At 70.1% G+C, this 25,233-nt stretch carries 16 protein-coding genes and 3 pseudogenes; 7 read left to right on the top strand and 12 right to left on the bottom strand.

Going from position 1 to position 25,233, the window contains the following annotated elements; all coding sequences use genetic code 11:
- Positions 1-217: 217 nt before the first annotated feature.
- The 6 genes and pseudogenes from OHA89_RS36310 to OHA89_RS36285 all read right to left on the bottom strand — a co-directional run bounded on the left by OHA89_RS36310 (position 218) and on the right by OHA89_RS36285 (position 7,899).
- A complete protein-coding gene (locus OHA89_RS36310; protein WP_406367997.1) occupies positions 218-808 on the bottom strand; it encodes a hypothetical protein in 591 nt (196 codons plus the stop codon).
- A gap of 208 nt (positions 809-1,016) precedes the next feature.
- The gene (locus OHA89_RS36305) at positions 1,017-3,350 is read right to left on the bottom strand and encodes an Orn/Lys/Arg decarboxylase N-terminal domain-containing protein (protein ID WP_266612189.1); all 2,334 of its coding nucleotides are present in this window, start codon (positions 3,348-3,350) and stop codon (positions 1,017-1,019) included.
- Between the two features lie 324 nt (positions 3,351-3,674).
- Positions 3,675-5,612, bottom strand: coding sequence for an APC family permease (locus OHA89_RS36300; RefSeq protein WP_266612187.1), 1,938 nt, complete (start codon positions 5,610-5,612; stop codon positions 3,675-3,677).
- 176 nt (positions 5,613-5,788) lie between these two features.
- Positions 5,789-6,520: pseudogene (locus OHA89_RS36295) on the bottom strand (HAD-IC family P-type ATPase); the annotation flags it as partial.
- Positions 6,508-7,046, bottom strand: a pseudogene (locus tag OHA89_RS36290) (amino acid permease); the annotation flags it as partial. The pseudogenes OHA89_RS36295 and OHA89_RS36290, both read right to left, overlap by 13 nt.
- Before the next feature lie 235 nt (positions 7,047-7,281).
- Entirely contained in the window at positions 7,282-7,899 is a 618-nt protein-coding gene (locus tag OHA89_RS36285; RefSeq protein WP_266612186.1) for a TetR/AcrR family transcriptional regulator, read from the bottom strand.
- A 71-nt stretch (positions 7,900-7,970) separates the two neighbouring features.
- Here OHA89_RS36285 and OHA89_RS36280 point away from each other — a divergent pair, with 71 nt between their 5' ends.
- Together OHA89_RS36280 and OHA89_RS36275 are read left to right on the top strand one after the other, a co-directional pair.
- Positions 7,971-8,477 (top strand): DUF1453 domain-containing protein, encoded by a 507-nt coding sequence (locus OHA89_RS36280; RefSeq protein ID WP_406367996.1) that lies wholly within the window; start codon positions 7,971-7,973, stop codon positions 8,475-8,477.
- Between the two features lie 378 nt (positions 8,478-8,855).
- Positions 8,856-9,818: a hypothetical protein gene (locus tag OHA89_RS36275; protein WP_406367995.1), complete on the top strand. Its 963-nt coding sequence runs from the start codon at positions 8,856-8,858 to the stop codon at positions 9,816-9,818.
- On the opposite strand, the gene OHA89_RS36270 is transcribed toward OHA89_RS36275, so the two are convergent.
- Positions 9,790-9,999 carry a hypothetical protein gene (locus OHA89_RS36270; RefSeq protein WP_266612182.1) on the bottom strand — a complete coding sequence of 70 codons (210 nt, stop codon included), beginning with the start codon at positions 9,997-9,999 and terminating at the stop codon, positions 9,790-9,792. The genes OHA89_RS36275 and OHA89_RS36270 overlap by 29 nt on opposite strands.
- A 190-nt stretch (positions 10,000-10,189) precedes the next feature.
- Between OHA89_RS36270 and OHA89_RS36265 the strand changes: the two genes are divergently transcribed.
- The 3 genes from OHA89_RS36265 to OHA89_RS36255 all read left to right on the top strand — a co-directional run bounded on the left by OHA89_RS36265 (position 10,190) and on the right by OHA89_RS36255 (position 14,590).
- Positions 10,190-10,447, top strand: a complete 258-nt coding sequence (locus OHA89_RS36265) for a hypothetical protein (protein WP_266612181.1) — start codon at positions 10,190-10,192, stop codon at positions 10,445-10,447.
- 384 nt (positions 10,448-10,831) lie between these two features.
- On the top strand, positions 10,832-13,480 hold the full coding sequence (locus OHA89_RS36260; protein WP_266612180.1) for a DUF4157 domain-containing protein: 2,649 nt from the start codon (positions 10,832-10,834) through the stop codon (positions 13,478-13,480).
- Positions 13,481-13,768: 288 nt separating this feature from the next.
- Positions 13,769-14,590, top strand: coding sequence for a lipase family protein (locus tag OHA89_RS36255; protein ID WP_266612178.1), 822 nt, complete (start codon positions 13,769-13,771; stop codon positions 14,588-14,590).
- A 245-nt stretch (positions 14,591-14,835) separates the two neighbouring features.
- Here OHA89_RS36255 and OHA89_RS36250 read toward each other — a convergent pair whose 3' ends face one another.
- Positions 14,836-16,572 (bottom strand): DUF6777 domain-containing protein, encoded by a 1,737-nt coding sequence (locus tag OHA89_RS36250; RefSeq protein ID WP_406367994.1) that lies wholly within the window; start codon positions 16,570-16,572, stop codon positions 14,836-14,838.
- Between the two features lie 685 nt (positions 16,573-17,257).
- Between OHA89_RS36250 and OHA89_RS36245 the strand changes: the two are divergent.
- Together OHA89_RS36245 and OHA89_RS36240 are read left to right on the top strand one after the other, a co-directional pair.
- Positions 17,258-19,362 (top strand): annotated as a pseudogene (locus tag OHA89_RS36245) (DUF4139 domain-containing protein).
- Positions 19,363-19,370: 8 nt separating this feature from the next.
- Positions 19,371-20,933, top strand: a complete 1,563-nt coding sequence (locus OHA89_RS36240; RefSeq protein ID WP_406367993.1) for a DUF4139 domain-containing protein — start codon at positions 19,371-19,373, stop codon at positions 20,931-20,933.
- Positions 20,934-21,079: 146 nt separating this feature from the next.
- Here the strand turns inward: OHA89_RS36240 and OHA89_RS36235 are convergent, their stop codons facing one another.
- From OHA89_RS36235 to OHA89_RS36220, 4 genes are all read right to left on the bottom strand, one after another.
- A complete protein-coding gene (locus tag OHA89_RS36235; protein WP_406367992.1) occupies positions 21,080-21,820 on the bottom strand; it encodes a class F sortase in 741 nt (246 codons plus the stop codon).
- Positions 21,817-22,641, bottom strand: coding sequence for a hypothetical protein (locus OHA89_RS36230; protein ID WP_266612170.1), 825 nt, complete (start codon positions 22,639-22,641; stop codon positions 21,817-21,819). The genes OHA89_RS36235 and OHA89_RS36230 overlap by 4 nt, the downstream gene beginning before the upstream one ends.
- An 850-nt stretch (positions 22,642-23,491) precedes the next feature.
- Positions 23,492-24,136, bottom strand: a complete 645-nt coding sequence (locus tag OHA89_RS36225) for a dihydrofolate reductase family protein (protein WP_406367991.1) — start codon at positions 24,134-24,136, stop codon at positions 23,492-23,494.
- Between the two features lie 359 nt (positions 24,137-24,495).
- Positions 24,496-25,032 (bottom strand): SMI1/KNR4 family protein, encoded by a 537-nt coding sequence (locus tag OHA89_RS36220; protein WP_266612166.1) that lies wholly within the window; start codon positions 25,030-25,032, stop codon positions 24,496-24,498.
- Positions 25,033-25,233: the final 201 nt, after the last annotated feature.

The following is a 25,233-nucleotide window of genomic DNA, read 5'->3' as shown; positions in this document are numbered from 1 at the left end:
GACCCGAGGCACCCGGAGAGTGATGCGCATCATATGGGTCACCCGCACACGGCCAGTGCGGACACAAGGCACAGCGCCCTGACCCACGACGCCGAGGGCGGCACCGCCACCCCGACGCTGCTGGCCCGCTCCCGCCGCGGCGTGGACACTGTCGCCCGGAAGGTCGCCGAACGCGACGGTGCCGATCCCGCCGGGACCCTGGGGCGCGCTCCGGGTTCTACCAGTCGTCGATGGCAGCGCCCACACCCAGCAACAGCGACGCGCACAGCGCGATCAGCGCCCACATCCGCATGCCGCCCGGATCGAGGGATCGCGCCGGCTGCGGCGAGACCTTGCCCCTGGGGTCGTAGACCACGGCGAGGTCGGCTCCGGCCTCGGCCAGCTTGGACTTCCTGCCGTCCAGCTCGTCCGGTCCGCCCAACGGGCAATCGAGCTTGTGGTCGCAATACGTGGTGGTCGTCGTGGTGGTGTGCCCCTCGGCGTCGGTGGACGTGCTCGTCTCAACGCGCCTGTCGACCTCCCGTACGACGCAGCTGATCTCCACCCCGCGCTCTTCGAGGACAGCCTGCTCCACGTGGCCGGAGACCAGGAAGACCCCGATGAGGGCGGCCAGCCCGGCCAAATGAGAGGCGAACGAATCGCTGCCCAGCCCGAAGAGGAACACCGCCACCCCCAGCGCCGCCGCTACCACGATGCCGGTGATCGCCCATCCCTCGGAGAGCGCGCCGAGAGCCTGCCCGCGCGAACATGCATAGGCCAGCCCGCCCACCACTAACGGGAACGTCATCGCCACCAGCAAGGCTGTCACGTGCCGTACCTGTATGCCGCCACCCCACCCCGTCATGCTTCTCAGGAAACCCGGGGACTGTGCCCGCGTAAAGGGTGCGGTGGAGTCTGCCGCCGGAGGACCAGAACCAGGGTCCGGGCGCCACTCTCTGAAAAGGCCTGAGGGCCGGGTTCTTGATAGGCGTCGCTTGTCGAGCTGCACGGTCTCCCGTACGCCTGGGCGCGGAAGCTTACTGGGCTTGGGTGTCCTGGCGTACGCATTCGATGAGGTAGTCGCCGGTGTCGGGGTCGATGGTGACGCCGTGTGCTTCGCTGTGGAAGCCGGGGAAGGCGCGGTCGAATGCCTCCAGTGCTCCGAGGTAGCGCAGGACCGGGCCGTCGGGGGCGCCGAGTGCTTCTCCAGGCATCAGGACGGGGATCCCGGGCGGAGTTACGGTGACCATGGCTGCGGCCACCCTGCCCGAGGCTTGGGCGAGGGGGAGGCGTTCGGTGCCGCCCCGGATCAGCTGCTGGTAGCAGGTCTGGGGCGGGACGACGGGTTCGGGCAGTTGCTGGAAGGCGGTGTCCAGGGCGTCGATCAGTTCGGCTCGGGTGAGGTGTTCGTGCATCTCCTGACACAGGCCGCGCAGGGTCGTGCGGCTGTAGCGCTGCGGGTGGCGCTCGACCAGGTGGGGCAGTACCTGCCGCAATGGGGTGTCCGCGTCGTGGAGGGCTTTGAAGTCCATGAGAGCGTCCATCAGGGTGCCCCATTTGCCCTTGGTGATGCCCATGGAGAACAGGATGAGTGTGGTGTAAGTGTCGGTCTTCTCCACGACGATGCCACGGCCTGCGAGGTAGGCGGTGAGGATGCGGGCGGGGATGCCCCAGGTGTCCGTCTCGCTGCGCGCGTTGACACCGGGGCAGGTCAGCGTCACTTTGATGGGGTCCAGCAGGCACTGTCCGCGGCTCAGTCCCGGGAAGCCGTGCCAGTCCGCGTCGGGGTCGAGCTCCCAGCAGCGGGGGTCGGCGGCCAGCAGCGCCGGGGAAGCGTCGGCGAAGGGGACAGTGGTCCCGTCGGCCGGGTCGGTGACGCTGTCGGGCTGCCAAACGCCGAAGAACCACGGCAACCGGTCGCCGGCGTCCGCGATCCGGCGTCCGGTGCGCACGACGGCCTGCCGGAACCGAATCGCTTCGGTGACCGCCTCGTTGACCAGCCACTCGCCCTGTGGCCCGTCCATCATCGCCGCGGCCACATCCAGCGAGGCGATCACCGGATACAGAGCCGAGGTAGTGCCGTGCATCATGAACGCCTCGTTGAACCGATGGTGTTCGACCGGCGCCCGAGGTGAGGACTTCACGTGCACCATGGCACTCTGCGACAAGGCGGCCAGCAGCTTGTGCGTGGACTGGGTAGCGAAAACGGTGGGACGTTCCTCGCTCGCGAAGGTGTCCGGTCCCACGGCCATGCCGTAGCGGCCGGCGTAGAGGGGGTGGAAGCGGGCGTAGGCGAACCAAGCTTCGTCGAAGTGCAGACGGGGAGTACTCGGGGCCAGGGCACGCGCGGTCTGCACGGTGTCGTAGCACAGACCGTCATAGGTCGAGTTGGTGATCACCGCGTACTCAGCCTGGGGGGAGACCGCCCCTGGCGTCAGCGGGTGGGCGGCGATCCTGGCGGCCACCGCCGCGGGCAGGGTCTCACTGGCGGGGAGTGGGCCCGCCAGGCCGTATCCGTTGCGGGTCGGGACGAGGTAGACCGGTCGGGCACCGGAGATCACCAGGCCGTGCAGCACCGACTTGTGGCAGTTGCGGTCCACCAGGGCGATCTCGTCGGCGGTGACGCAGTAGTGCCCAACCATGCGGTCGGCCGTGGAGTCACCATGCAGCACGAAGTACGTCCGGTCCGCGCCGAAGACGCGTGCGGCGTTGCGCTCGGCGTCCCCGATGGGACCGCTGTGCTCGAAGAGGGAACCCAGTTCCTCCACCGAGATCGACAGGTCGGTGCGGAAGAGCCGCTCACCGTAGTAGTCGAAGAACGCTCGGCCGACGGGCGACTTCAAGAACGCCACCCCGCCGGAGTGCGCCGGGGTATGCCATGAGTATTCGTGGGCGTCGTCGAACCGTCGCAGCGCTTTGAAGAACGGCGGCAGGATGGAGTCGCCATAGGCGCGTGCCGCATTGAAGACACGGCCGGCGATGAAGGACGGCGTGTCCTCCAGGGGCCAGATGTAACCGACGGCGGTCTCGGCCACCCATAGGGGCAGGCGGTCCAAGCCGTGGTCCGACTCCTCGCTCATGACGACGAAGACGGGCAGAGCCGTAAACCGGCGGATGATCTGCCGCAGGACTGCCCCTCCCCCGCCGCCGGCGTCTTCGCCGGTCTCGGACGGCAGGTCCCAGGCGACGACCGCGGCCGTCAAGCCTGCCTCGGTACGCAGGGCGGCACAGGCCCCCTCGACCGTCCGCGCCCACCTCACCTCCAGCCCGCGGTTCTCCAACTCCTTGCCGATCCGCCGCAGCTGGTCACCGCCGACGCCCCGGCCCAAAGGGTCCTCGCGCAAGGCCAGCAGGACACTACCGTTTGCCATGACACTCTCCACCCACGTGCGCACCAAGCCGCCCGACAAGCCAAGTGTCGAGTGCAAACGCCATGGATCGTGTCGAAAAGCGGCAGCCTCACCCGTTCGAGGAGTCGGGTGAGACCTCCGGTCGTGCCGTTGATCGACACGACGTTGCGGGCCGAGATCCTGCTCAAGGGGGCGGTGATTCAGGAGCCGCTCCGAGGGCGAGTACGGTACGGCGGATTCCGCGCTCGGGGCGCGAGCGGGCGGTCACAGTGGTGAGAATCCCGCTGCACCCCAGCCACGGCGAGGGTCCAGCGGGATTCCCCTCGGCGTCTTGATCCGAATGGGTCAGCCGGCGTGGATGTGGGGGCGGCGGGTGCGGTCGGGTTCGGCCTCGCGGATGACTTCGCGGGTGACGGGGGCGACCTCGCCCTGGCCGAAGAGGAAGAACCGGAGGAAGTTGGCCATCGGGTTCCCCTCCGTCCACTCGAAGTAGATGTGGGGGCGCTGGCCGGTCTCGTCGCGTACGTGCAGCAGGAGGGCGGCCAGGGCGTTGGGGATGCTGGAGCTCTCCAGGGTCAGGACGCGGTAGCGGTCGTGCAGCACCTCGCCGCGTACCCGCATGCCGGATTCGAACTCGGACGCGTCCAGGACGGTGACCTCGACGAACATGACGTCGTCCTCGGACGGGATGTCGTTGTCCGCGCGGATCTGCGCCTTCTTCTGCCGGTACTCGTCGAGGTCCCGGTTGTCGGGCTCGTTGGCGATGAAGCGGATCGTACGGTTGGAGGTGTCACGGATGAACCGCTGCGCCATGTCGTCGAACTCCACGTGCGTGACGCGCAGCTCGAAGACCCGGGCGAGGCGGGAGAGGAGGGAGAGCGCCATGATGCCGGCGATGAAGCAGGCGCCGATCTTCACGCCGTCCGGCCGCTCCACGATGTTGACGGCCGTGGTGTAGATGAAGACGGCCGAGATGATGCCGAAGCCGATGGTCCAGCCGCGCTCCCCCGCCCGGCGCGCCGCGATGGTCACGGCGACCGCCGCCGAGGTGATCAGGACGAGGACACCGGTGGCGTACGCGCCGCCCTGCGCATCCACGTCAGCGTTGAAGATCCACGTCACCAGGAACGCGACGAGGGTGAACACGATGACCATCGGACGCAGCGCGCGGGCCCAGTGCGGGGCCATGCCGTACCGGGGCAGGTAGCGCGGCATCAGGTTCAGCAGACCCGCCATCGCGGAGGAACCGGCGAACCACAGGATCAGGATCGTCGAGATGTCGTAGACCGTGCCGAAGGCCGAGCCCAGGTACTCGTGTGCGAGGTACGCCAGCGCGCGGCCGTTGGCCTCGCCGCCTGGCTGGAACTGGTCGGCCGGGATCAGCAGGGTGGTGATGAGGCTGGAGCAGATCAGGAAGATGCTCATGATCACGGCGGCCGTGGTCAGCAGCTTCTTCGCACCGCGGATCCGGCCTGCGGGCTTCGCGTCGGTGTCGTCGGTGTCGCCCTTGACGTGCGGCATGACCGCCACGCCCGTTTCGAACCCGGAGAGGCCGAGCGCGAGCTTCGGGAACACAACGAGGGCGATGGCGATCATCATGAAAACGTTGCCGTGCTCGGCGGTCAGCGCGGTCGTCCAGTCGGTGATGACCTGCGGTTCTGTGAACACGTTCCACAGCCCGACCGCCACTACGACCACGTTCAGGCCTAGATAGATGGCCACCAGAACCACGGCCACGCCGATGGCCTCACTGAACCCCTTGAGGAAGACCGCCCCGAGCAGCGCGATCATGATCAGGGTGATCAGCACCTGGTGGCCGTTGAGGGTGCTGGTGAGGTGCGGGTTCTCCACCAGGTGCGCGGTCGCGTCCGCAGCGGAGAGGGTGATGGTGATGAGGAAGTCGGTCGCCGCGAACCCGAGCAGGGTCAGGACGAACAGCTTCCCCTTCCAGAACGTGAGCAGCCGCTCCAGCATGGCGATGGAGCCCTCGCCGTGCGGGCTCTCCTCGGCCACCCTCCGGTAGACCGGCAGGGCGCCGAAGAGGGTCAGCAGGACGAGCACGATGGTCGCCAGCGGCGACAGCAGACCGGCTGCCAGGAACGCGATGCCGGGCTGGTAGCCGAGGGTGGAGAAGTAGTCGAGACCCGTCAGGCACATGACCCGCCACCACGGCCGGCCATGGGGCTGGGTCGCCGCCTCCTTGGCGGCGGGCGAACTCGTCTGGGCGGTCAAGCCTTCCAGCATCCACGCGCGCAGGCGCGAGGAGCGGGCAGGGGTGGCCATCGTGGGGAGCTCCTGTCGTACGGAAAAGATTCAGCCATCGGCATCGACGGCTGAGCAAGCGTACGCAGACTGATCACTCATGCACGCGAGGCAACAAATCCTGACGCGTCCTTAACGCATACAGGCCACCTGTGGCGTAGTGAAGGCACTCACGCTCAATTCGGAGGACAGGAAGTTCAGCCGAGGCCGGGGACGGTGGACACCAGCAGGTCGATGAGCTTGATGCCGACGAACGGCAGGATCAGGCCGCCGAGACCGTAGACGCCGAGGTTGCGGCGCAGCAGGTCGTGCGCGGAGGCCGGCTTGTAGCGGACGCCGCGCAGGGCCAGCGGGATCAGGGCCACGATGATCAGGGCGTTGAAGATGATCGCCGAGGTGATGGCCGAGGTCGGGCTGCTCAGGCCCATGACGTTGAGCGCGCCGAGCCCCGGGTAGGCCGAGGCGAACATGGCCGGGATGATCGCGAAGTACTTGGCTACATCGTTGGTGATGGAGAAGGTGGTGAGCGCGCCCCGGGTGATGAGGAGTTGCTTGCCGATCTCGACGATGTCGATGAGTTTGGTGGGGTTGGAATCCAGGTCCACCATGTTCCCGGCCTCCTTGGCGGCCGAGGTACCGGTGTTCATGGCGACGCCCACGTCCGCCTGGGCCAGCGCCGGCGCGTCATTGGTGCCGTCACCGGTCATCGCGACGAGCTTGCCGCCCGCCTGTTCCCGCTTGATGAGGGCCAGCTTGTCCTCGGGGGTGGCTTCCGCCAGGTACTCGTCGACGCCGGCCTCGGCGGCGATGGCGCGGGCCGTCAGCTCGTTGTCTCCGGTCACCATGACCGTACGGATCCCCATGCTGCGCAGCTCCGCGAAACGCTCCCGGATGCCCTCCTTGACCACGTCCTTGAGATGAGGAAGGCCCTGGCGGACTCCACGACCCCGCGCAGGTTCACCGCGGTGACCGCAACCAGGATGCCCAGGCAGATCCACACCCGCTCCCCGTACAGCTCGGGGAACCCCGAGGTCAGGGCGGCCACACCGGCCGTGACGGACACGGCCACGTTCAGGACGTAGTCCAGGACCAGCGAGGCCGCGGCGACCAGACTCGTACGCCGCCCAGATGGCGTTTGGCGACGTCGTAGGAGCCGCCGCCGTCCGGGAACGCGGCAATGACCTGCCGGTACGAGGCCACCAGGAAGGCGAGGAGCGCGGCGATCGCCAGGGTGACGGGGAGGGTGAAGCCCATGCCGTAGGCACCGGCCGCTGCCAGGACGAGCACGATCGACTCCGGCCCGTGCGCCACGGACGCCATCGCGTCGAGCGACAGCGCCGCCAGTCCCTTGAGGGCGGTCAGCCGGTGGCGGTCCCCTGCCACCAGTGTCCGTACGCCGGTATCAGGAGGTTCCTCCGTGCCCGAGGCCTGTCCTGCTGTGCTCGGCTTTCCCATGTCTATGGACATCTTTCGCTGTTCCTCCGTTGGACAGAGTGAGGACAGCGTCGGAATGCCATGGCTGGATCACCAGTGTTCTTGGCGTTATCCATACGGCCGCCGCTCGAGTCTTCACTCGCCCTTGATGCCGAGGCGGGAAAGTCGTAGGAGGTGCGTCAAGACCTCGCCGGGGTATGCGGCTGTCCCTCCGACAGGGGGCAGGGTTGCGCGGGCTGAACGCGTTGGCCGGAGGTCAGCTGGCGGCTTTGAGGGCGTCCAGGTGCCGTCGCAGTACCTGCCGGAGCAGTTTCGGTGGATAGCGGTCCGGCAGCAGCGTCGCCTGGAGAGTGAGTCCGTCGAGGAGGGCGGCCAGTCGCGTGCTTTCCAGTTCGACGTCCGTGCCGGCCGGCAGCCCGCCGGCGCACCGGGCTTCGTGCAGCACGCGCGACATCAGGGTGTGCAGGTCGGCCTGCATCTCGGCTGCGCAAGGCAGCAGTTCGGGGCGGGTGTGCGCTGCGGAGGTGAAGGCGAGCCAGAGTGCGGCCTCTTGACGGCGGGCCTCGTCCAGGGGGAGGAACTCGGCGAGGAGCTCTTCTGTTGCGGCCCGGCGGTCGGTATGGCCGTCGGGAGTCAGGAGCCGCTCGGCGTGGGTGCGGATGCGGTCGCCGATGCGCTGGCTCAGCTCCCTCATCGTGAAGGTCATCAACTCGTCGTGGTCGGCGAAGTAGTGGCGGACCGAGCCGATGGCGAGTCCGGCTTCATCGGCGACGTTGCGCAGCGACGCATGCTCCAGCCCCTGCCGGGCGGCGACGGACAGGACGGCCTGCGCCACCGCTCTGCGGCGGGCGACGGGATCGACGATCTTTGGCACATTGCTGTTATAGCACGACCGAGCTAACATCGTTTTAGCTCAGTCGTGCCATAAAGATGGGTGGTATCTGCGTGAACCCCTGGCTGCTCGCCGTGATCATCGCGGTGGTCGTGATCGCGGTCGTGATCAAACGGATGATCGGTGAACCGGTCAATGCAAGGGACCTCTTCGCGACCCCGGTGATCCTTACCGGGATCGGCGTCCTGTCCCTCGCCAAGATGCCGGATCTGACCGGCACCGACCTCACCTGGGTCATCACGGGCGCCGCCCTCGGCGCGGCACTCGGCGCATTCCGCGGCGCCACCGTTCAACTCGTCGACAAGGGAGGCGTCCTGTGGCAGCGGTACACGGGCCGCACCTTCCTCACCGTCATCGGCACCCTGGCGGTCTCAGCCGGCTTCAGTGTCCTGGCGGTGAAGATGGGCATGCACGAGAACGCACGCCCTCTGCAGCTCTCCATCGGCGTGAGCTTCCTCGGCGAGTCCCTCATGGTCGGCCGCCGCGGCCTGGCTTCGGGAATCCCCTTCGCCCCGGCACGTACTCGCAGGATTCATGACGTCAGCCGCCTCCGGCAATGAAGGTGGGCATGCCCAGATTGACCACTTGGCGCCTGCGGGCCTCCGCTTCGTCGAGCTGTGCGATCTTCTCCCCAGCGCTGGTCAGGGTGACAGGGTGACCTGAAGTCCTTCGATCCCACCGAGCGGGCCTTCTCGCTCAGCCTCAGCGATGCGGTCGATCTATGCGGGTGTGTCGAATGCGGGGCCGCATGCGCCGATGGAGACTTTGCCTCGTTCGAAGTGGCCGAGGAACTCCTGCCATTCCTCAGCGGTGGGGACTCGGCATTCCTCTCCCGGGCGGAGGGACCGGCCGCCTCCGCACGGGGTCGGACCGGCGCCGCGGTGGGCAGGGCCTAGGATGCCTGGGTTCGACCGGGCAGGACATCGGGGGTACGTGGCATGAGCGGTTACGGCAGCGGTGGGTACGGTGACCCGGCGGGCGGCGCCGCGAACCCGCCGCAGGGACACCCCTACGCTCCACCGGTCCCCCCGCAGGGATACCCGTACGCACAATCCGGCCCGCCGCCGGGATACCCATATGCACAGCCCGGCCCGCCGCCGGGATACCCGTACGCGCCGACCTACCCGCCGATCCCGCCTCCGCGAGCAGAGCCGTCGCGAGCCCGGAACATCCTGCGCGGCCTCTACAACCCCCTGTACGCCGCCCAGCGGACCTTCCGACCCTCGCGCCCCGGGATCGTCGAGGACCGGGAGGTCCGCAAGCTCCAGTTGTGGCGGACCGGGCTGGGACTCGTCGCCTGGGTGGGCCTGATGGTCACCTACAACGCCGTCGCGAGCGCCACCGACGTCCAGGGCGTGGCGAGCGAACGCCTCGACCAGAGCTGGTCCAGCGTCCTGGTACTCGTCTGCACCTTCCCCCTGGTGGTCGGCGCCTTCGTGGCAGCCGCGCGGGACGGGCTGCGCCGGGTGTACCTGCGTCGGACCCTGCGCCCGCTCGGCTCGGTATTGGCCATCATGATGTCCATGGGCACCGCCGCCCTCGCCATGGCCCCGGAGTTGGCGGGTCTGCGGGATGCCGTGGGGATGCCCGGGAAGATCGTCATCGCCGTGCTGTGCCTGTGGTCGATCGGCTTCGCCCTCTACGGCATCGGCCTGTCGCTGGTGCACGTCTTCCGCACCGCCGACATCCACGAAGTGCTGCCGCCGATCCTCGCCTGCGTCCTGGTGTGGGAGATGGCGCTCCTGGACGTGATCACGGGGGCCTACCACCAGGTCCCGACGGGTGCCCGGGTGGCCTTCATCCTCGGCGCCCCTGTCACGGTGACGGCCCTGTCCTGCTGGGAGCTGTACCGGCTGCGACGCCACCACGGACTCACGCTCCGTACGGCTCTGCGACGCTGACGCCTCCCGCCGTCCGCCGTCCGTCCGCGCCACGTGGCCGTTCACCGGGCGGCGCGCCGAGGGCGAGGTAGATGGTCGCGCTCTTCTCGTAGCGAGTGGCCAGGCCGCGCCACTGCTTGCGCTTGGAGCGGACTCCCGGCTTCCGGCGGGCCACCACCACCGGACCGACAGCTCCCGGCATACCGCTGCACCACGGCCCCGGGTGTGTCCGCCAAACAGCACAACTTCACCCCGCGCATAGCCGGGTTCCACGGCCTGGAGCGGGACGAGTACTAGCTTGTGGGACGACGGCGGCCGCGTCCCGTTCATACTGCGCGAGGGCGGCACCCGATCCAGCTCCGTACGTCGAGCGGGTTCCCCGAGGAGGACAGATGCCGGGCGATGCGGCGATTCTGTGCCAGAAGGCCAAGGACGCTTTTGCAAAGGCCAAACTGGAGACAAAACGCAAGCTGAAGGAGCTGAACGACGCCGAGCGCAAGCTAGACGAGTTGGAAGCCGCACAGCCCCCGGACACGGCGGCGATCGAGGCCCAGAAGGCCGAGGTCGACCAGGCCCTGGCCAACTGGAAAGCGGCGCGAAAGGAACAGAAGGACCGCCAGGAAGCCGTGGACGACTTCTGCAATCCGTAGCGCGGACGGATGGGGCGGGTCGCGGTTACCCGGACTGCCCTTCGGCGTACCTCAGCCGCTGGTAGGCGGTGCCTTCGCCAGGGCTCGTTCCGCTCCGAACCCGCGCCCGCCGACACTGGTCAGGCGCTTGACAGGGATGACGGGCGTCGAGCGGCCGCAAGCTCGAGTCCCCCAAGTGGCTTTGGACGCGGGGTTCTCGTGAACCGAGCCACCAATCATTGCCCGATTGGGCGCCAAGGTCTGCCCCCGCAGCCTTCGTCGTACACCGCCACCCGCGTGTATCAAGGAAACTTGCAACGTTAACCGTGGGGATGGTGCTCAGTGCGGACGCAGCGCAACGACAGATCGGGCGACGAGAGGAAGCCGGACCAGGGCCCCGCCTCAATGAGGGGGGCGTCCGCCGCGCAGGGACGGGGCGAGTCAGGACCGCAGGGACTGCTCGCGCTGCAGAGTACGGCGGGCAACGCAGCCGTGGTCCAGATGCTCCGGCAGGCCGGCCATCATCCGGCCCGCGACGAGCACCGGCACAGTGACAGTTGCGGCCACCAGAGCGCCGCACAGCCCGCCGTGCAGCGCTCCGCCGTCCACGACGTCCTGCGCGCCCCCGGCCGGCCCCTGGACGACGCCACCCGCACGGACATGGAATCCCGCCTCGGGGCGGACTTCTCCGACGTCCGCATCCACACCGACAGCGCCGCGAAGGCCTCCGCAGCCGAAGTCGGTGCCCGCGCCTACACCTCGGGCAGCCATGTGGTCGTCGGCCAGGGCGGCGCCGACAAGCAGACCCTGGCTCACGAGTTGACGCACGTCATTCAGCAGCGGCAGGGGCCGGTCGCCGGCGCTGACAACGGTGCGGGCCTGCGGGTGTCGGACCCTTCCGACCGGTTCGAGCGGGAGGCAGAGGCCAACGCCCGTCGGGTGATGAGCCGCCCCGCCCCGCAGGGCGGCCTCTCGGGCGCCGACGCGCCCCCAGCGTCGGGCGGTGGGGACTCCGCGACGTCGCCCCCCGTGCAGCGGGTCTTCCAGGGTGACCTGGGCAGTTACGACACCGCTCAGGCGATCCGGGCGCTGAAGGAGCAGGTCCCGGGGTCGGCACCGAAGTGGAGTGCGGTCAACGCGGCGCGTACCGGCGCGACGGCCTACGACAGCCTCGGCGGCCTCGCGTCGGCGCTGGGTCTCCAGCCGCCGCAGCAGTCCGGGGACACGTCGGCTTCGGGGGTTCCGGCGTCCACCACCCCGGCCACGACCACCCCGGCCCGTCCCCCGCGGCCGGTGCCCAAGCCCAAACCGACCGGGCTCACCACGGCCGGGCAGCAGTCGAGCTCCACGGCCACCCAGCAGCAGGTCCCCTCGACGCAGGCCCCGGCACCGCACGCCCACACCACCGCGCCTCCAGTGCCGGTCGAGGAGCGGGAGAAGGGGGTCGCCGAGCAGGTCTCGGTGGAGGACTTCGCGGCGAACTCCGCACAGGCCCGGGACGAACTGGAGATGGAGCGCGCCGCTCCCCGCAAGTACCTGCGCCGACGGGCCGCAAGCCAGTTGAACGACGCGGTGTTCCAGCAGATGGCCGGATCCGTGAGGCTCAACAACAAGGCCCAGATCATGCCGCACCTCATCGACCAGCTCTACAGCTGCCTGGAGTGGACCGGCCGGGCACCCATCGCGGTCTTCACCCATGAGGCCCAGGGCAGGGGCGACCTGATGCTGGGCGTCAAGACCGCCGACGCGTTGCGCGAGAACTTCCCGCGGACCGAGGAGAACAAGAACGACATCGCACTGCTGACCGCCGAGGCAGCGCACAAGAAGCAGCCAGGCGTTTTCACGGACTCCGGCCACCCGTTCACGGTGCTCGACGGCGCCACTCCCACCGCTCCGCAACTCGGTCCCGGCAAGGCCCCCACCCACGCGGTCGTTGCCCCGCAGCTGGCCGCTACCAAGAACTTCCAGCAGAGCGTCCACAAATGGGGCAGCACGGTCTCCGCGATGACCGAGTACTCCAAGAAGGAGTCGCTACCGCCTGGCGCCGCCGGGACCGGCTACACCACCGGACTCGGTGCCGGAGAGGTCGGTATCACCTTCGACGCCGGTCTGCGGGCCTACAAACAGAACCAGGACAGCATTGCGGGCGAGGAGAACAAGCGGGCCGCCCGGTTGGAGAACCTCCAGGCGCTCAAGTCCAAAGGTCTACTGACCGCGCTCTTCCCGGAAGACCAGGAGCAGGCGGCGAAGGAGTATGCCGCCGCCGCCACTTCCCGGCTGTACTTCGCCTACTCCAACAAGAGCGCGATGCGGTTCGCGCTCACCGTGGCCGAGGTCGAAAACGGCAACAACAACGACGTGCACGTCGTCCAGTCCTCGCCCACGCAGATGCCGGCGCTCGACGACACCATGAAGCGCGACCTCGCGGGGCTCGGGGTGGCCAAGATCCGGCTGGTGGAGGTGTCCTCCGAGAAACCGGCCCCGACGATCACGGTCCAGGACACCGGCGGCGCCGGCAAGACGATGCACTGGATCACGACCGAACGGGTCCCGCACGACGACATGCTGACGCTCATCAAGGCGAGCGAGCCGATCGTGATGACGACCGGCAACCAGAGCACCTCCGAGGCGCTGTCGGCCGGCAAGACCATCATGTACGAGAGCATCGGCATGGAGCAGAGCAAGGCGTTCCGGCAGTCGCTGTACGCCGGCGCCGGGGTCAAGCAGCCGGACATCGACAGCATCGCCGCCGTCAGCCGGGACTTCGACCAGCGGGGTACACCGGGACCCGGCCAGCCCCAGTTCAAGGCCGCGGCGGCAGCTCTGCAGAACATGCAGCAGGAAGGCAGGATGGGGGCTTTCAGCGACCAGGCCTCCGCCACCAAGGACCTCGGCCGCTGGATCGGCGGGCAGCACCTGCGCGACTTCCTGATGAAGACCGACCTCGCCTCCGGTCTGCAGAGCAGGGAAGAGAAGCTCAAATCGGACTACCGGAAGCCCGATGCCTACAAGAGCTTCGTCGACCACCTCCTCGGACTCCCGGGCAGCGAGTAGCAGCTTTTCCGACGGAACTGGGCGGCACCCATCGGGTGCCGCCCAGTTCCGTATCCCGGAACGACCTGCACCAGCTCACCTCACGTCCGCGTGCGGATGCCGACGATCAGCGAGCTGTTCGCCCGCCAACCCCCGCGGCCCGCACACACGCGGCAGCAGGCCGTCAGGTACGCGGGCCGACACAGCCGCCCGCCCTATCCCCGGCCCGGTCACCCCCTATCCGGGCTGGCGGCGCCGGATTCCCGTCGCCGCCGCACCGCCCTTGCAACCGACCCCGAGAGGCACCCGGTGACCGCACCCTCGACGATCGACCACAACGCGAAGAAGCACAGCTCCCGGCTCGCCTACTGGATGGTCAAGGCCGCCGACCTGGCCTACAAGAACGAGGGCACCATCGACACCACCGCCCGCGAATGGGGCTTCGACCGGACCCGGCACCACCACACCCGGTTCACGCCGCCCTTCCCGCTGGAGGACACTCAGGCGTACACGATCGCCAGCGACAAAATGATCATCACCGGGTTCCGGGGCACCGAGCCGGCGCAGATCCGCGACTGGCTCCCCGACGCCACCACCCCGCCCTGGCCAGGACCGGGAAAGACCGGCTACATCCACTACGGCTTCGGCCAGGCCCTCGACTCCGTCTTCCCCACGGTCAAGGACGCCCTCGCCGACCTGCGGGACAACGACCAGAGCGTGTGGTTCACCGGCCACAGCCTCGGCGGCGCCCTCGCGATGCTCGCCGGCTGCCGCATGTATCTGGAAGAGCCGCGCCTGCAGGCCGACGGCATCTACACCTACGGCCAGCCCCGCACCTGCGACCGGCTGCTGGCTGCCTCCTGCAACAGGGGCTTCAAGGACCGCCTGCACCGATACGTCAACAACAACGACATCGTCCCCCAGCTGCCGCCCGAGCCCGCCTACACCCACGCCGACACCCTGCACTACATCGACTCCACAGGCCGCGTCCGCTCCTCGGTGCCGCTGCTGGGAAGCCTCACCGACCGGGTCAAAGGCGCCACCGCCGACCTGTTGGCCCCCGCCGGCGACGCCCTGCGCGACCACCCCGTCAAGCAGTACGTCACAGCGCTGGAGAAAGACCTCGCCTGAAATCCGGCAGCGCGCGGCGTCCTGGCAGTCGGCAGGGAGCAACTCGGCCGCCACAACCGGGTGAAGCCGTCGGACGTGGGCTGCGGGCGGCCTGGCCTGCCGACGTCTCGACCGCCTCGCGACCCCCCAGCACACGCCCGAAGCGAGAACGGCCCGTCCACTGGACGGCCGCCACCCCTCCGCGCTGTACGGGCCGGCCGTCGGCCTCGGTTCGACAAGACCGACTGCCACGTGACCCGTCCGGATTACGTGGCGTTCTTACCCCGGCCTTTCCCCGGGTCCTGGCCCGACTCGTCGCCCGACTCGTGGCCGGGATTCCTGCCGGGGTCCCTCCCCGGTCCTTGGTCCGGCGCCTTGCCGGGGTCCGGGTCCTGGCCCGGCTTACTGCCGGGCTCCTTCCCAGGGTCCCGATCTGGCGTATGGCCGAGATCCTTGCCTGGGTCCTGGCCCGGGCTGTCGCCCGACTCGTGGCCGGGATTCCTGCCGGAGTCCCTCCCCGAACCTTGGTCCGACGCCTTGCCAGGGTCCGGGTCCTGGCCCGGCTCATTGCCCGGCTCGCCGCCAGGGTCCTTCCCAGGCACCCGGTCCGACGCATGGCCGGGATCCTTGCCCCGGTCCTGGCCCGGGCCGTCCCCCGACTCGTGGCCAGGATTCCTGCCGGGCTCCCTCCCCGAACCTTGGTCCGACGCCTTGCCAGGGTCCGGGTCCAGGCCCGGCTTACTGCCCGGCTCGCCGCCAGGGTCCTTCCCAGGCACCCGGTCCGACGCATGGCCGGGATCCTTGCCCCGGTCCTGGCCCGGGCCGTCCCCCGACTCGTGGCCAGGATTCCTACCTGGCTCCCTCCCCGAACCTTGATCCGACGCCTTGCCAGGGTCCGGGTCCAGGACCGGCTCATTGCCGGGCTCGCCGCCAGGGTCCTTCCCAGGGATCCGGTCCGGCGTATGGCCCGGGTCCTTGCCCGAGTCCTGGCCCGGGCCGTCCCCCGACTCGTGGCCGGGATTCCTGCCGGAGTCCCTCCCCGAACCTTGGTCCGACGCCTTGCCAGGGTCCGGGTCCAGGCCCGGCCTACTGCCCGGCTCGCCGCCAGGGTCCTTCCCAGGGATCCGGTCCGGCGTATGGCCGGGGTCCTTGCCCGGGTGCTGGGCTGGGTCGTTCTTCTTGTTGCCGTCCTTGTCGGGCTCCTTGTCCGTGGACTTCTCCACTGATCCCGGATGGGGCGAGGGCAGGACCGGGTACGGCGAGTCGGGCGTGCGGCCCTCCGGCGGAGGTATCTCGCGGTCATGCCTGCCCCACACGTCGCCGCTCTGGCGCCCGTACCATCCCTTGCGGTCCTGGTCGAACATCGTGACGGTCTTCACCGGCTTCTCGGCGGGTTTGACCGCAACGCGATCGGAGGACTGGAACGATGGCCACGCCTTGCCCCTGTAGGTCTGCCTGCCCTTGACGGCGACGGGCGGGGTCAAGGGGTTGCCGCAGGAGCAGCGGACTCGAGGCATGCCGCGGTCGTCGACCAGGACGGGCGTGCCGGCCTGCAGGATCGCCTGATAGCCAGTGGACGCGCCGTTCCTGTACCCGTGGTTGGTGACCCGGGTGTCCCAGCCCAGCTGAACGGGCGTCAGAGACCGTAGATAGGAGGGGATGTCGGGCTGTCGGATGCCCAGGGGGGCGGCGAAGGCCTTCCCCTTGTCCGGGTGCTGCGTGAGGAACGTGATCTGCCTCTCGACGTCGCAGCTCGCGACGTTCCGCGTGCCCCCGTACAGCCCCGGGTGCGCACCGTTGACCTCGAGGGTGCGCGTCCCGCTCGTACCGTCCTTTGCCTTGCCCGCGGTCGCGGGTGTGACTCCGGCGTCCTTGGACTCCGTGGCCGTCGAGGGGGTGAACGGATCGGGGCCGGCCGCCGAGGCGGCCGTGAGGAAGACCTCTCCGCCGGCTGCCTTGTTCCCGCCCATGACGGTGACGGCGAAGACCACCGCCGTCGCCAAGACCACCGCAGTGCTCGCACTCAGGACGGTTCCGCGCGAACGCCACCCCCGAGCCGACCCTCGGCGGCGGCGGCCCGGCTCACCTGACTCGCCGCTGCCGGGCGGCGGACCTGCAGACCTCGGCGGGGGCGGAGGTGCTGGTGGCGGCGGAGGCGGTGGCCCCGCTGATGGTGGAGGCCCTGGCGGCGAAGTCTGCCCATTGGTCGGCCGACCGGACAGCGGACCGGCCGGGGGGCCGGTGGGGCGCTCGGACGCAGGAGGAAGGGAGCTCACGACACTCGCCCCCCGACGTAGGACATCGGGAAAATCACGGCTATTCGCATGCGCTGGCTCCTTATCGCAGTTCCGTTCCCGCGAGAAAAAATGAAAAGGCGGCCAGACGGGCCCCTCTCTCCACCAGTGGACGCGGTTGGGCCCACCTGTCGTGCGTGAGCCCATGTCTTGATTAAGCCCCTGGCCTCGGTAGGCGTCATGTTGCGGATTTTCGGGACTTGACAGGCGACAGTGGCCTCACTAGGCAGATTCGCCCGCTTCCCCAGTGCGTGACGAACGACGATGGGAGATGGGGGCGCGACGCGCGGACGGAGGTCGGGCCACGGCCGTCTTCGGCGTCGGGCCTCGACGCGATACGCCGACCGCCAGGGCGTAGGCTTCCCTCAGCATGGACGCGGCGGGGGCGGGGCGCATGAGGGCAGAGACGGCACACAGGTGGGGCGCGACCCTCGATTCGGTCGTGGTGTACGCACAGGGCGCGGTCTGCCGCCGCCTGGCGCGGGGCGTCGTGCCGCCTGACGGCCGGGTGCGGGTGACGGGACTGCCCCTCTCGCTGGACCCCGGCTCACTGCGGGCCCGAGTCCTGGGCGCCCCCGGGGTACGCGTCACCGAGGCCCGGGTGGAAGTCGAGGCCGAGCCGCTCGGCACGGGCACGCCCGACGCGTTGCGGCGCGAGGTGGAGCGGCTGAGCGACGCGTACGCGGCAGCGCAGGGCCGCCGGGACCGACAGCTGAGCCGGATCGAGGAGGTCAGTGCCCTCCACCCGGTCCCACCCGAGCGCAGCCCCGAGGACCCGCACCGCCGCACCCCGGTCGACGCGTGGCTGGAGCTCGCCGACTTCGTCGACGAGCGGTTGAAGGGATTGCAGGCCCGCCTCGTCGAGCTGGAGGAAGCGCTGCGCGACGTCGGGCACGAGCTAGCCGTCGCCGCCGACCGGCTCGCCCGCGCCTCCACCGACGCACCGTCAGCGCACGTGGAGACCACTCCCTGCGCGGTTCTGACCCTCGACGGCGCCGGTGACACCGAGGTGGAACTGGAGTTGGAGTACGGGGTGCCGGGCGCCGTCTGGGTGCCGACGTACCGGCTCACTCACCGTCAGGGCGACGGCAGCGGCCGTCTGGTGCTGCGCGCCTCGGTCGCCCAGCGGACCGGCGAGGACTGGACCGGCGTGCGCATAGCCCTGGCCACCGCCGATCTCCGGCGCCGCACCGACCTGCCGAAGCTCCGCTCGATCCGCATCGGGCGCCGTCAGCCCGCCCCCGCGCCTTCCGGCTGGCGCGAGCCTCCGGCGGGGCTCGCCGACCTGTTCGCCGGGTACGAGGCGGCCGGCCCGCGCCCTGCCCCGACCGCCGCTCCTGTCGCCGTCGGGGCCGGATCCGCTTCCCTGGCTGCCGCGGGCGGCCCCGCATCCGGTCCCGTTCCGCCACCAGCGCCTCCCCCGCCGCCGGCACCGCAGGGCTACGGCGGTCCGCCGACCGCGTTCCCGATGCCCGGCGGCGTCGACGGGCTCTCCCCGGAGGTCTACGGCGGCGCGATGCCCGCCCTCGCGCGGCAGGCCCCGCCGCCACCGGCCGCCAGGCCGCGTACCGGCGCCGGATCCTTCGCAGGAGCCCCCGCCCCCATGGCACCTGCGGCTCCCGGCCGGGCTGCGCCGCCCCCTCTCCGGCACCGGTGACCGGTCCGCCGCGGCCGAGCGGCGCCGAGCTGGACTACGCCGCCCTCGTGCTGTGCGGCCCGGACGAGCAGGGCGCTCGCCGGGGCCGGCTGTTTCCCGGCTCCCCCACCGACCCGGTGGCGGCCGAGCACCGCCGTCGCGCCGAGGCGGTGGCCGCGCTGCCACTGCCCGGACAAGCCGTGCGGCCGCGCGAGTCGGCCGGGTCCTTCGATCACCGCTTCGATGCCGCCGCCCGCGCCGACGTTCCCTCGGACGGCACCTGGCACACCGTCACCGTCGCCGAGATCCCGGTCGGCCTGCGCACCGAGTACCTCTGCGTGCCGTCGGTGGAGCAGACCGCGTACGCGACGTTGGTGCTCTCCAACGCAACCGACCAGGCACTGCTGGCCGGACCGGTGGAGGTCATCGTCGACGACGACTTCCTGCTGACCGCCGCACTGCCCACGCTCGCCCCCGGTGGTGTCCGCCGGGTGGGGCTCGGGCCCGCCGAAAGCATCCGGGTCACCCGCCGTACGAACCTCCGCGAGTCGACCTCGGGCCTGCGCAACAACACCACCGTGCTCGACCACCGCGTCCACGTGGAGCTGGCGAACCGGCTCGCGCGTCCCGTCACCGTCGAGGTCCGCGAGCGGGTGCCGGTGACCTCCGAACCGGATGTCCGGATCGAGGAACGGGCCGACTGGACGACACCCGAGGAAGGCACCGGGCCCGAGCACCTGGCCCCGGGCACCCGCGTCTGGCGGCTGGACCTGCCCGCAGGCGCCACCGCCGCCCTCGACGGCGGCTACGAGATCCGCATCCCGACCGGCAAGGCCCTGGTCGGCGGCAACCGCAGGAGCTGACGCACCCCATGTCCACGGCCCCGAAGCCGATCGCCCTCCCCGTTACCGCCGTCACGTGCCTCGAGGATCGCGCCCATGTCGAGCGCGCCGTCGTGCTCGACCTGGAGGCGGGGGTCCAACGGCTGCGTCTCGGGCCGGTCAGCGCGCTGGCCGTCGACCGGACCCTCCATGCGGAGCTGACCGCCGGTTCCCCCGCGACAGTGCTCGACGTGCGGATCGTCCGCAGCTGGACGCCGCGCGGGCCGCTGCCGTCCGCCGACGACGACTCCGCCCTGCGCCACCGCGTACACGCCCTCGAAGAGGAGCAGCTGGCCCTGGGGCGGCGACGCGACCGGCTGCACGCCCGCCTCGGCCTGCTGGGCGGCCTCGCCGCCGATCTGCTGCGGGAGATCGGCGAGGGCGCCGGCTCCGGGGAGACCGAAGGGACCCGCTGGGCCCGCGAACTGGACCGGGTGGACGACGAACGCGATACGCACGGCGAACAACTGCGCACCGTGGAAGCCCGGCTGGCCGCCCTCGCCGCCGAACTCCGGGACGTCCAGCACGCCGTGCACATCTCCGACGAGGAGCCCGCCGAGCTGGTCGGCCACATCGAGTTGACCGTGGAGGCCACGGCCGCCGGGCCGGCCGAACTGCGCCTGAGCCACCTCACCCCGTGTGCGCTGTGGCGGCCCGCCTACCGGGCCGTGCTCGACGGGGACGCCCTGACGCTGGAGACCGAGGCGATGGTCTGGCAGCGCACCGGTGAGGACTGGTCGGACGTACGGCTGACCTTGTCGACCGCCCGCTCGGGGCTGGCCTCCGATCCGCCACGGCTGGGCGAGGACCGGCTGACGCTCAAGGACCGCTCCGCAGCCGAGCGCCGCACCGTCGACATCGAGCTGCGCGAGGAGGAGATCGGGGCGCTCGGCCCGGCCCCGGTGCTCGGCCTGCCGGGGGTGGACGACGGCGGCGAGGCCCGCGTACTGAGCTCCCCCGCGCCGGTCTCCGTGCCCGGGGACGGCCGCGCCCACCGCGTGCCGCTCTCCGTCTTCACCACGGCCGCGAGCAGCGAGTACGCCTGCTCGCCCGAGGTGTCGCCGCTGGTCACCCAGGTGGTGCAGTTCGACAACTGGTCCGGCCACGCGCTGCTCGCCGGGCCGGTGGACCTGGTCCGCGGCAGCGGATTCAGCGGCCGCGGCACGCTGGACTTCACCGCTCCCGGCGCCCTCGTCGAGCTCGCCTTCGGCAGCTGCGACGACCACGCCGTGGTCCGGGAGACCGAGGAGGTCCGCGATTCGGCCGGAATCATGCAGCGGACCGTGGTCACCCGCACGGTCCGGCTGCACCTGTCCCGGTTCTCCGCCCCCGGGGAGCACGGCGATCGCGTGGTCGTGCTCCGGGAGCGGATCCCGGTCTCCGAGGTCTCGGCGGTGGAGGTACGCCTGCGGAAGGATGCCTGCTCCCCGACGCCCGAGGAGGTCGACAGCGAGGGCATCGCCCGCTGGGACGTCACCCTTCCACCCGGCGGCCGCCGCACGCTCACCCTCGTCTACGAGCTCTCGGCGAGCGCCAAAGTCGCCGGGCTCTGAGCGGGGCAGTCCGCTGCACGCATGCAGTGTGGCTCCTGCTGGAAGCACCCGAGCACCCGACGTATCCGCGAGGAGCCCGGCGGGATCCGGCAGCCGCAGTGGGGCCCTGCGGCTGCCGGACGACTTTCCCGGCCCCGCCGGCCTGGCTACGCGGCGCCCGTCATACGGGCGAACACCACCACGTTGCTGTCGTAGTAGTGCTTCTTCGGGTCGAAGTCGCCGCCGCAGGTGACCAGGCGAAGGCCCGCGTGGTCGAGGTTCTTGTAGACCTCCAGCGTGGGGAACTCGGCCTTCGGGTACTCCGCGACCCGGTCCACCGTGAACGTGACCGTCTTGCTGTCCCGCCGGGTCACCTTGATGGTGTCACCGGCCTTCATCGTCTTCAGCTTCTCGAACACGGCGGATGCTCCGTTCCACGTGACATGCCCGGCGATGACGGCCGGTCCCTGGGAGCCGGGGGTCGGACCCGGCTCGTACCAGCCCGCGAGCGCGGGGTCCTTCGGGGTCTGCATGGTGCCGTCCGCGTTCTGCCGCAGCGTCTCCAGGGAGCTGGACAGGCCGAGGGAGGGGATCGTGATCTTCTGCGGCTCCGACCGGGCGAGGACGGGCTCGGCCTGGCCCGCACCCGTGCCCGTACCGCTCTGCGATCCGCCCGCGGGTGACGCGGAGTCACCGTCGGCGGGTGCCTTCCCGGTGGGAGCGGCGCCGACGGCCCCCGGTGCCCCGCCCTGGAGGGCTTGCCCCTCAGGGGCGGGGGGCTTCACCGCGTGCTGGCCGGCGCACCCCGCGAGGAGCAGCCCGGCGAGGGCGGCGGCCGCCAGGGGGCCTGCGGTCCGGCGGCGAAGGGGCCGTGCGGCGGATGCGGCGAGCGCCGGGGCCGGCTTCACGCGCCGCCCTCGGTGGTCTCCCCGCGGACGGGGACGACAGCGGCCCTCTTCCGCACGACGGCCACCACGCCGGCCACCACCGCGAGTACGGTGATCGCCGCACCGTCGCGCACCGTCACCGGCACGGCCGCGCGCTGCGGAGAACCGCCGCCGGTCTCGATGCCGCCGACCGGAATGGACCCCACAGCCGCGCCCTTGACCTCTCCGCAGTTGGTCGGAGCCGTGGCCTCCTGGGGCAGTTTCGGGTCGAGCTCGCTCTTGCCGGCCCCCTCGAAGTCGTACTTGCCGTTCTTGTTGCGGTCGATGCCGTGCTGCACGACGTGCAGGTCCTTGATGTGGTCGACCACGTCCTGGCCGACGGCGATCGTCCGCTTGTAGGAGACCTTGCCCTGCTTGTCGGCGACGGGCATCCGCTCCACGGCGAGACCGCTGGTGGCCTTGGTGTCGCCGGCCGTGGTGAGTGAGATGTTGATGTCGCCGTAGTCATGGGTGGCCTCGGTGTTGCTGAGGACCCCGTCGCCGTCGGTGTCGTCGGTGGCGTCCGGACAGTGGAAGTCGTGCCCCTTCGTCGAGCCGTGCAGATGCTGGGCCGACGGCTGTCCGGGCACCATGCCCTCGGACTGGATTTGCACGGTGAGTTGGTTGCCTTTGAGGCTGAGCATGACCGTACCGCTGGAGCCTGATTCGTTCAGTTGCGCCAGATCGATCTGGTAGGCCTTTCCGCCCTCCGCGAGAGCGGGTCCAGAAAATCCCAGAGTCAGGAACACGGCGGCGGGTACGGCGGCAAGTATTGCGAGGCGACCGGTGCGCTTGACTATCACATTCGCTCCTGTTCCCTGGATCCCCAAGGAGGGAATCGCAGATCGTACGGGTGAAATGAGCCCCTGGTGAGGGCCTCACTCCTTCTTGTGGCGCCCCGAGCCGAACGGCAGGGCTTCCGTTCGGCGGATTCCCGGCGCGACCGAGTCCCGCACGTTACGGACTTGTGCCTCCGGCAGGGCCTGCCCGTTCTCGAAGGTGTTGCGAAACCCGACAATGCGAAGTCTCGTATTCTGTAGGCGGCTCGACGTGGAGCTCGATGAACAAGCCTCGCTGCTGAATGTGCACAGGCGGGCAAGGCATTCCTCCATCATCCCCGTCACCGTGTTCGGTCCGGTCCGGTCCGATCCTTTGTAGTCGGTCTGGCGGCGGCCGGGCGAATAATTGGCCTCTGATGCTAAGAAATCAGCACCCTGTGCTCAGGTCCTGGGACCGCTCGGTACTGCCATCGACGAGAGGCCAGCCGGTCCGCCTGGGCGTAACTGCGTACGGACGCGGCAGCAGTTCAGCGGCCGGCACCGAGGGCACAACAGCCGGAACAGCCCTGGCGTTACACCGGGCGGCAGGCGCCGCGGCTCTGGCAGCGGGGCAGCACTGGCGTCACGCGGGCCGGTTGTCGCGGGTGCATGGTTCCGGGCCTGATCCAGTACTGCTCGCCGCTCTCCTCGGCGGTGAGCTCGGCCTCGCCCTCCAGGCAGCGGCCCACGGACAACCGACGGTCGTCGGGCCGGCCTCCCGAACCACCCTGGCCCGCCCTGCGGTCTCTCCGGCCCGGGGCAGGGTGGGCAGCTGGGGCGGCCGGTATCCCGGTGCCCACTCCACAGCGGCACGGACCCACCAGGCGCGGTGGCCTCAGTCTTCGCTTCCGACACCGCGATCGGGTGCGCTCATGTCCCCCGTCGCGGGAGTGCCTTCGGCGAGCCCGTAGCGCAGGTACACGGTGCCCTTCGGGCTGGCTACCGGAGGTGCGAGGAGCCTGACGTTGGTGGGCACCGCGCCGTCGTCGAACACCTTCTTCCCGACGCCGAGCACGATCGGGTGCAGCCAGAGGTCGAGACGGTCGAAGAGCTTTTCGCGCAGGAGGGTCTGCACGAGGTTCAGGCTCCCGACGACCTTCACGTGCTCGTGCCGGTCACGGATCTCACGCACCGCGTCGGCAAGGTCCGGGCCCAGCTGCGTGGACCCGGCCCACGAGAGGTCGGGCCTGCCGCGGGAGGCCACGTACTTCGGAACGCTGTTGAAGAGCGTGGCGATCTCGTTGTCCTCGCCGCCCTCCTGATGAGGCCAGTAGGCGGCGAAGATGTCGTACGTCCGCCGGCCGAGCAGAAGGGCGTCCGTGCCCTCGTACGCGGCACCGACCTGCGCCCCGGCGACCTCGTCCAGCAGGGGCGCCTGCCAGCCGCCGAACGGGAACCCCACCGGGTCCTCGTCGGGGCCGCCGGGCGCCTGCCCGACGAGGTCGAGGGTCGCGAACAGCTCGATGTGGATGAGGCCCATGGCTTACTCCCGATGAGTCGGTTGTCTCCGTCAAGAGATAGACCTGCGGGCGCCCGCAGACTCATCGCCGCGACGCCGGCTTCACCCAGTCGGGCGGAATGACCACGAGGCCGCCTCGCCAGTGAACGGTGAGGGGCCCTGTCCGTTTCTGCCCGCTCCCCGCGCAGCGGTGGAGCGCCCACGCGAGGGTGTCGGTGATCACGGGCACCGCGATGGGATCGCCGAGTTCGGCTATGCGGGACAGATGGTCGGCGGAGAGGGGCCCGTGCGGGCCCGGTCCGTCCCACGCGGCCTCTCTGCGTGCGATCGGCGAACTCGACGATCGCAGTGGTCCTCTCGGCAGGCGTCGGTCGTAGGACCTAGCTTTCGAAAGGTTCGAAGCGGGCGTCGGCCGCGGGCCAGGCCCGGTCCATGAACGACGCCCGGTCGAGGCCGTCGAAGCAGCGCATCAGGAAGTCGGTGAAGGTGCCGCTGGTGCGGTACCACTCCGCACACTCGCTGCCGACCGCAATCTCCCAATTGCCCGGATCCGGGTCGCTGGCCAGGAAGTAGTACTCGCTGCTGTGCTCGTCGTGGCCCCAGGGGATGAGCCCGCCAGGGTCGGGGTGGAAGGGGAAGGGGTAGAGGTCCTCCCACCCCCTCCGTGCCTCGCGCCAGCTGTCGAGGGACCAGAACTCCTCCAGTTCGGCCGGGGTCATGAGACCCGTCGGCCGGTCCAGGTGAAGGTACCCGCCGAGGGTCCCCGGCCCGTACACGTCCATGAAGGCCTTGTAGTCCGCAGGCAGCGTGACACCGAGATGCCGTTCGGATGCCTCCCAGACCTCTCTGCGCGGCCGGCCCCATGCCTCCTCCGGCTCACCGAGCAGTGCCTGGAGTCGTTCCAACGGCGACGGCATGTCTTCCTCGTTCCTGATATGCGGCTGGTAGGGAGCATCATCAGGCCTCCCGCTGACAGCACCGGGGGCGGGGCCGACTCTCGGCGTCCGGCCTCAGCGTTCAGGGAAGCAGGACGCGGGCTGCCGGGTTCACCTGGGAGCTTCGAGGCCGACGTCTTCGCCGCACCCTGAGCGAAAGCCGGTCGAGTACCGCCGGGCAGT

The sequence above is a fragment of the Streptomyces sp. NBC_01546 genome (assembly GCF_045208355.1).
Taxonomy (GTDB): Bacteria; Actinomycetota; Actinomycetes; order Streptomycetales; family Streptomycetaceae; genus Streptomyces.
This window is presented reverse-complemented; position numbering and strand designations above follow the sequence as displayed.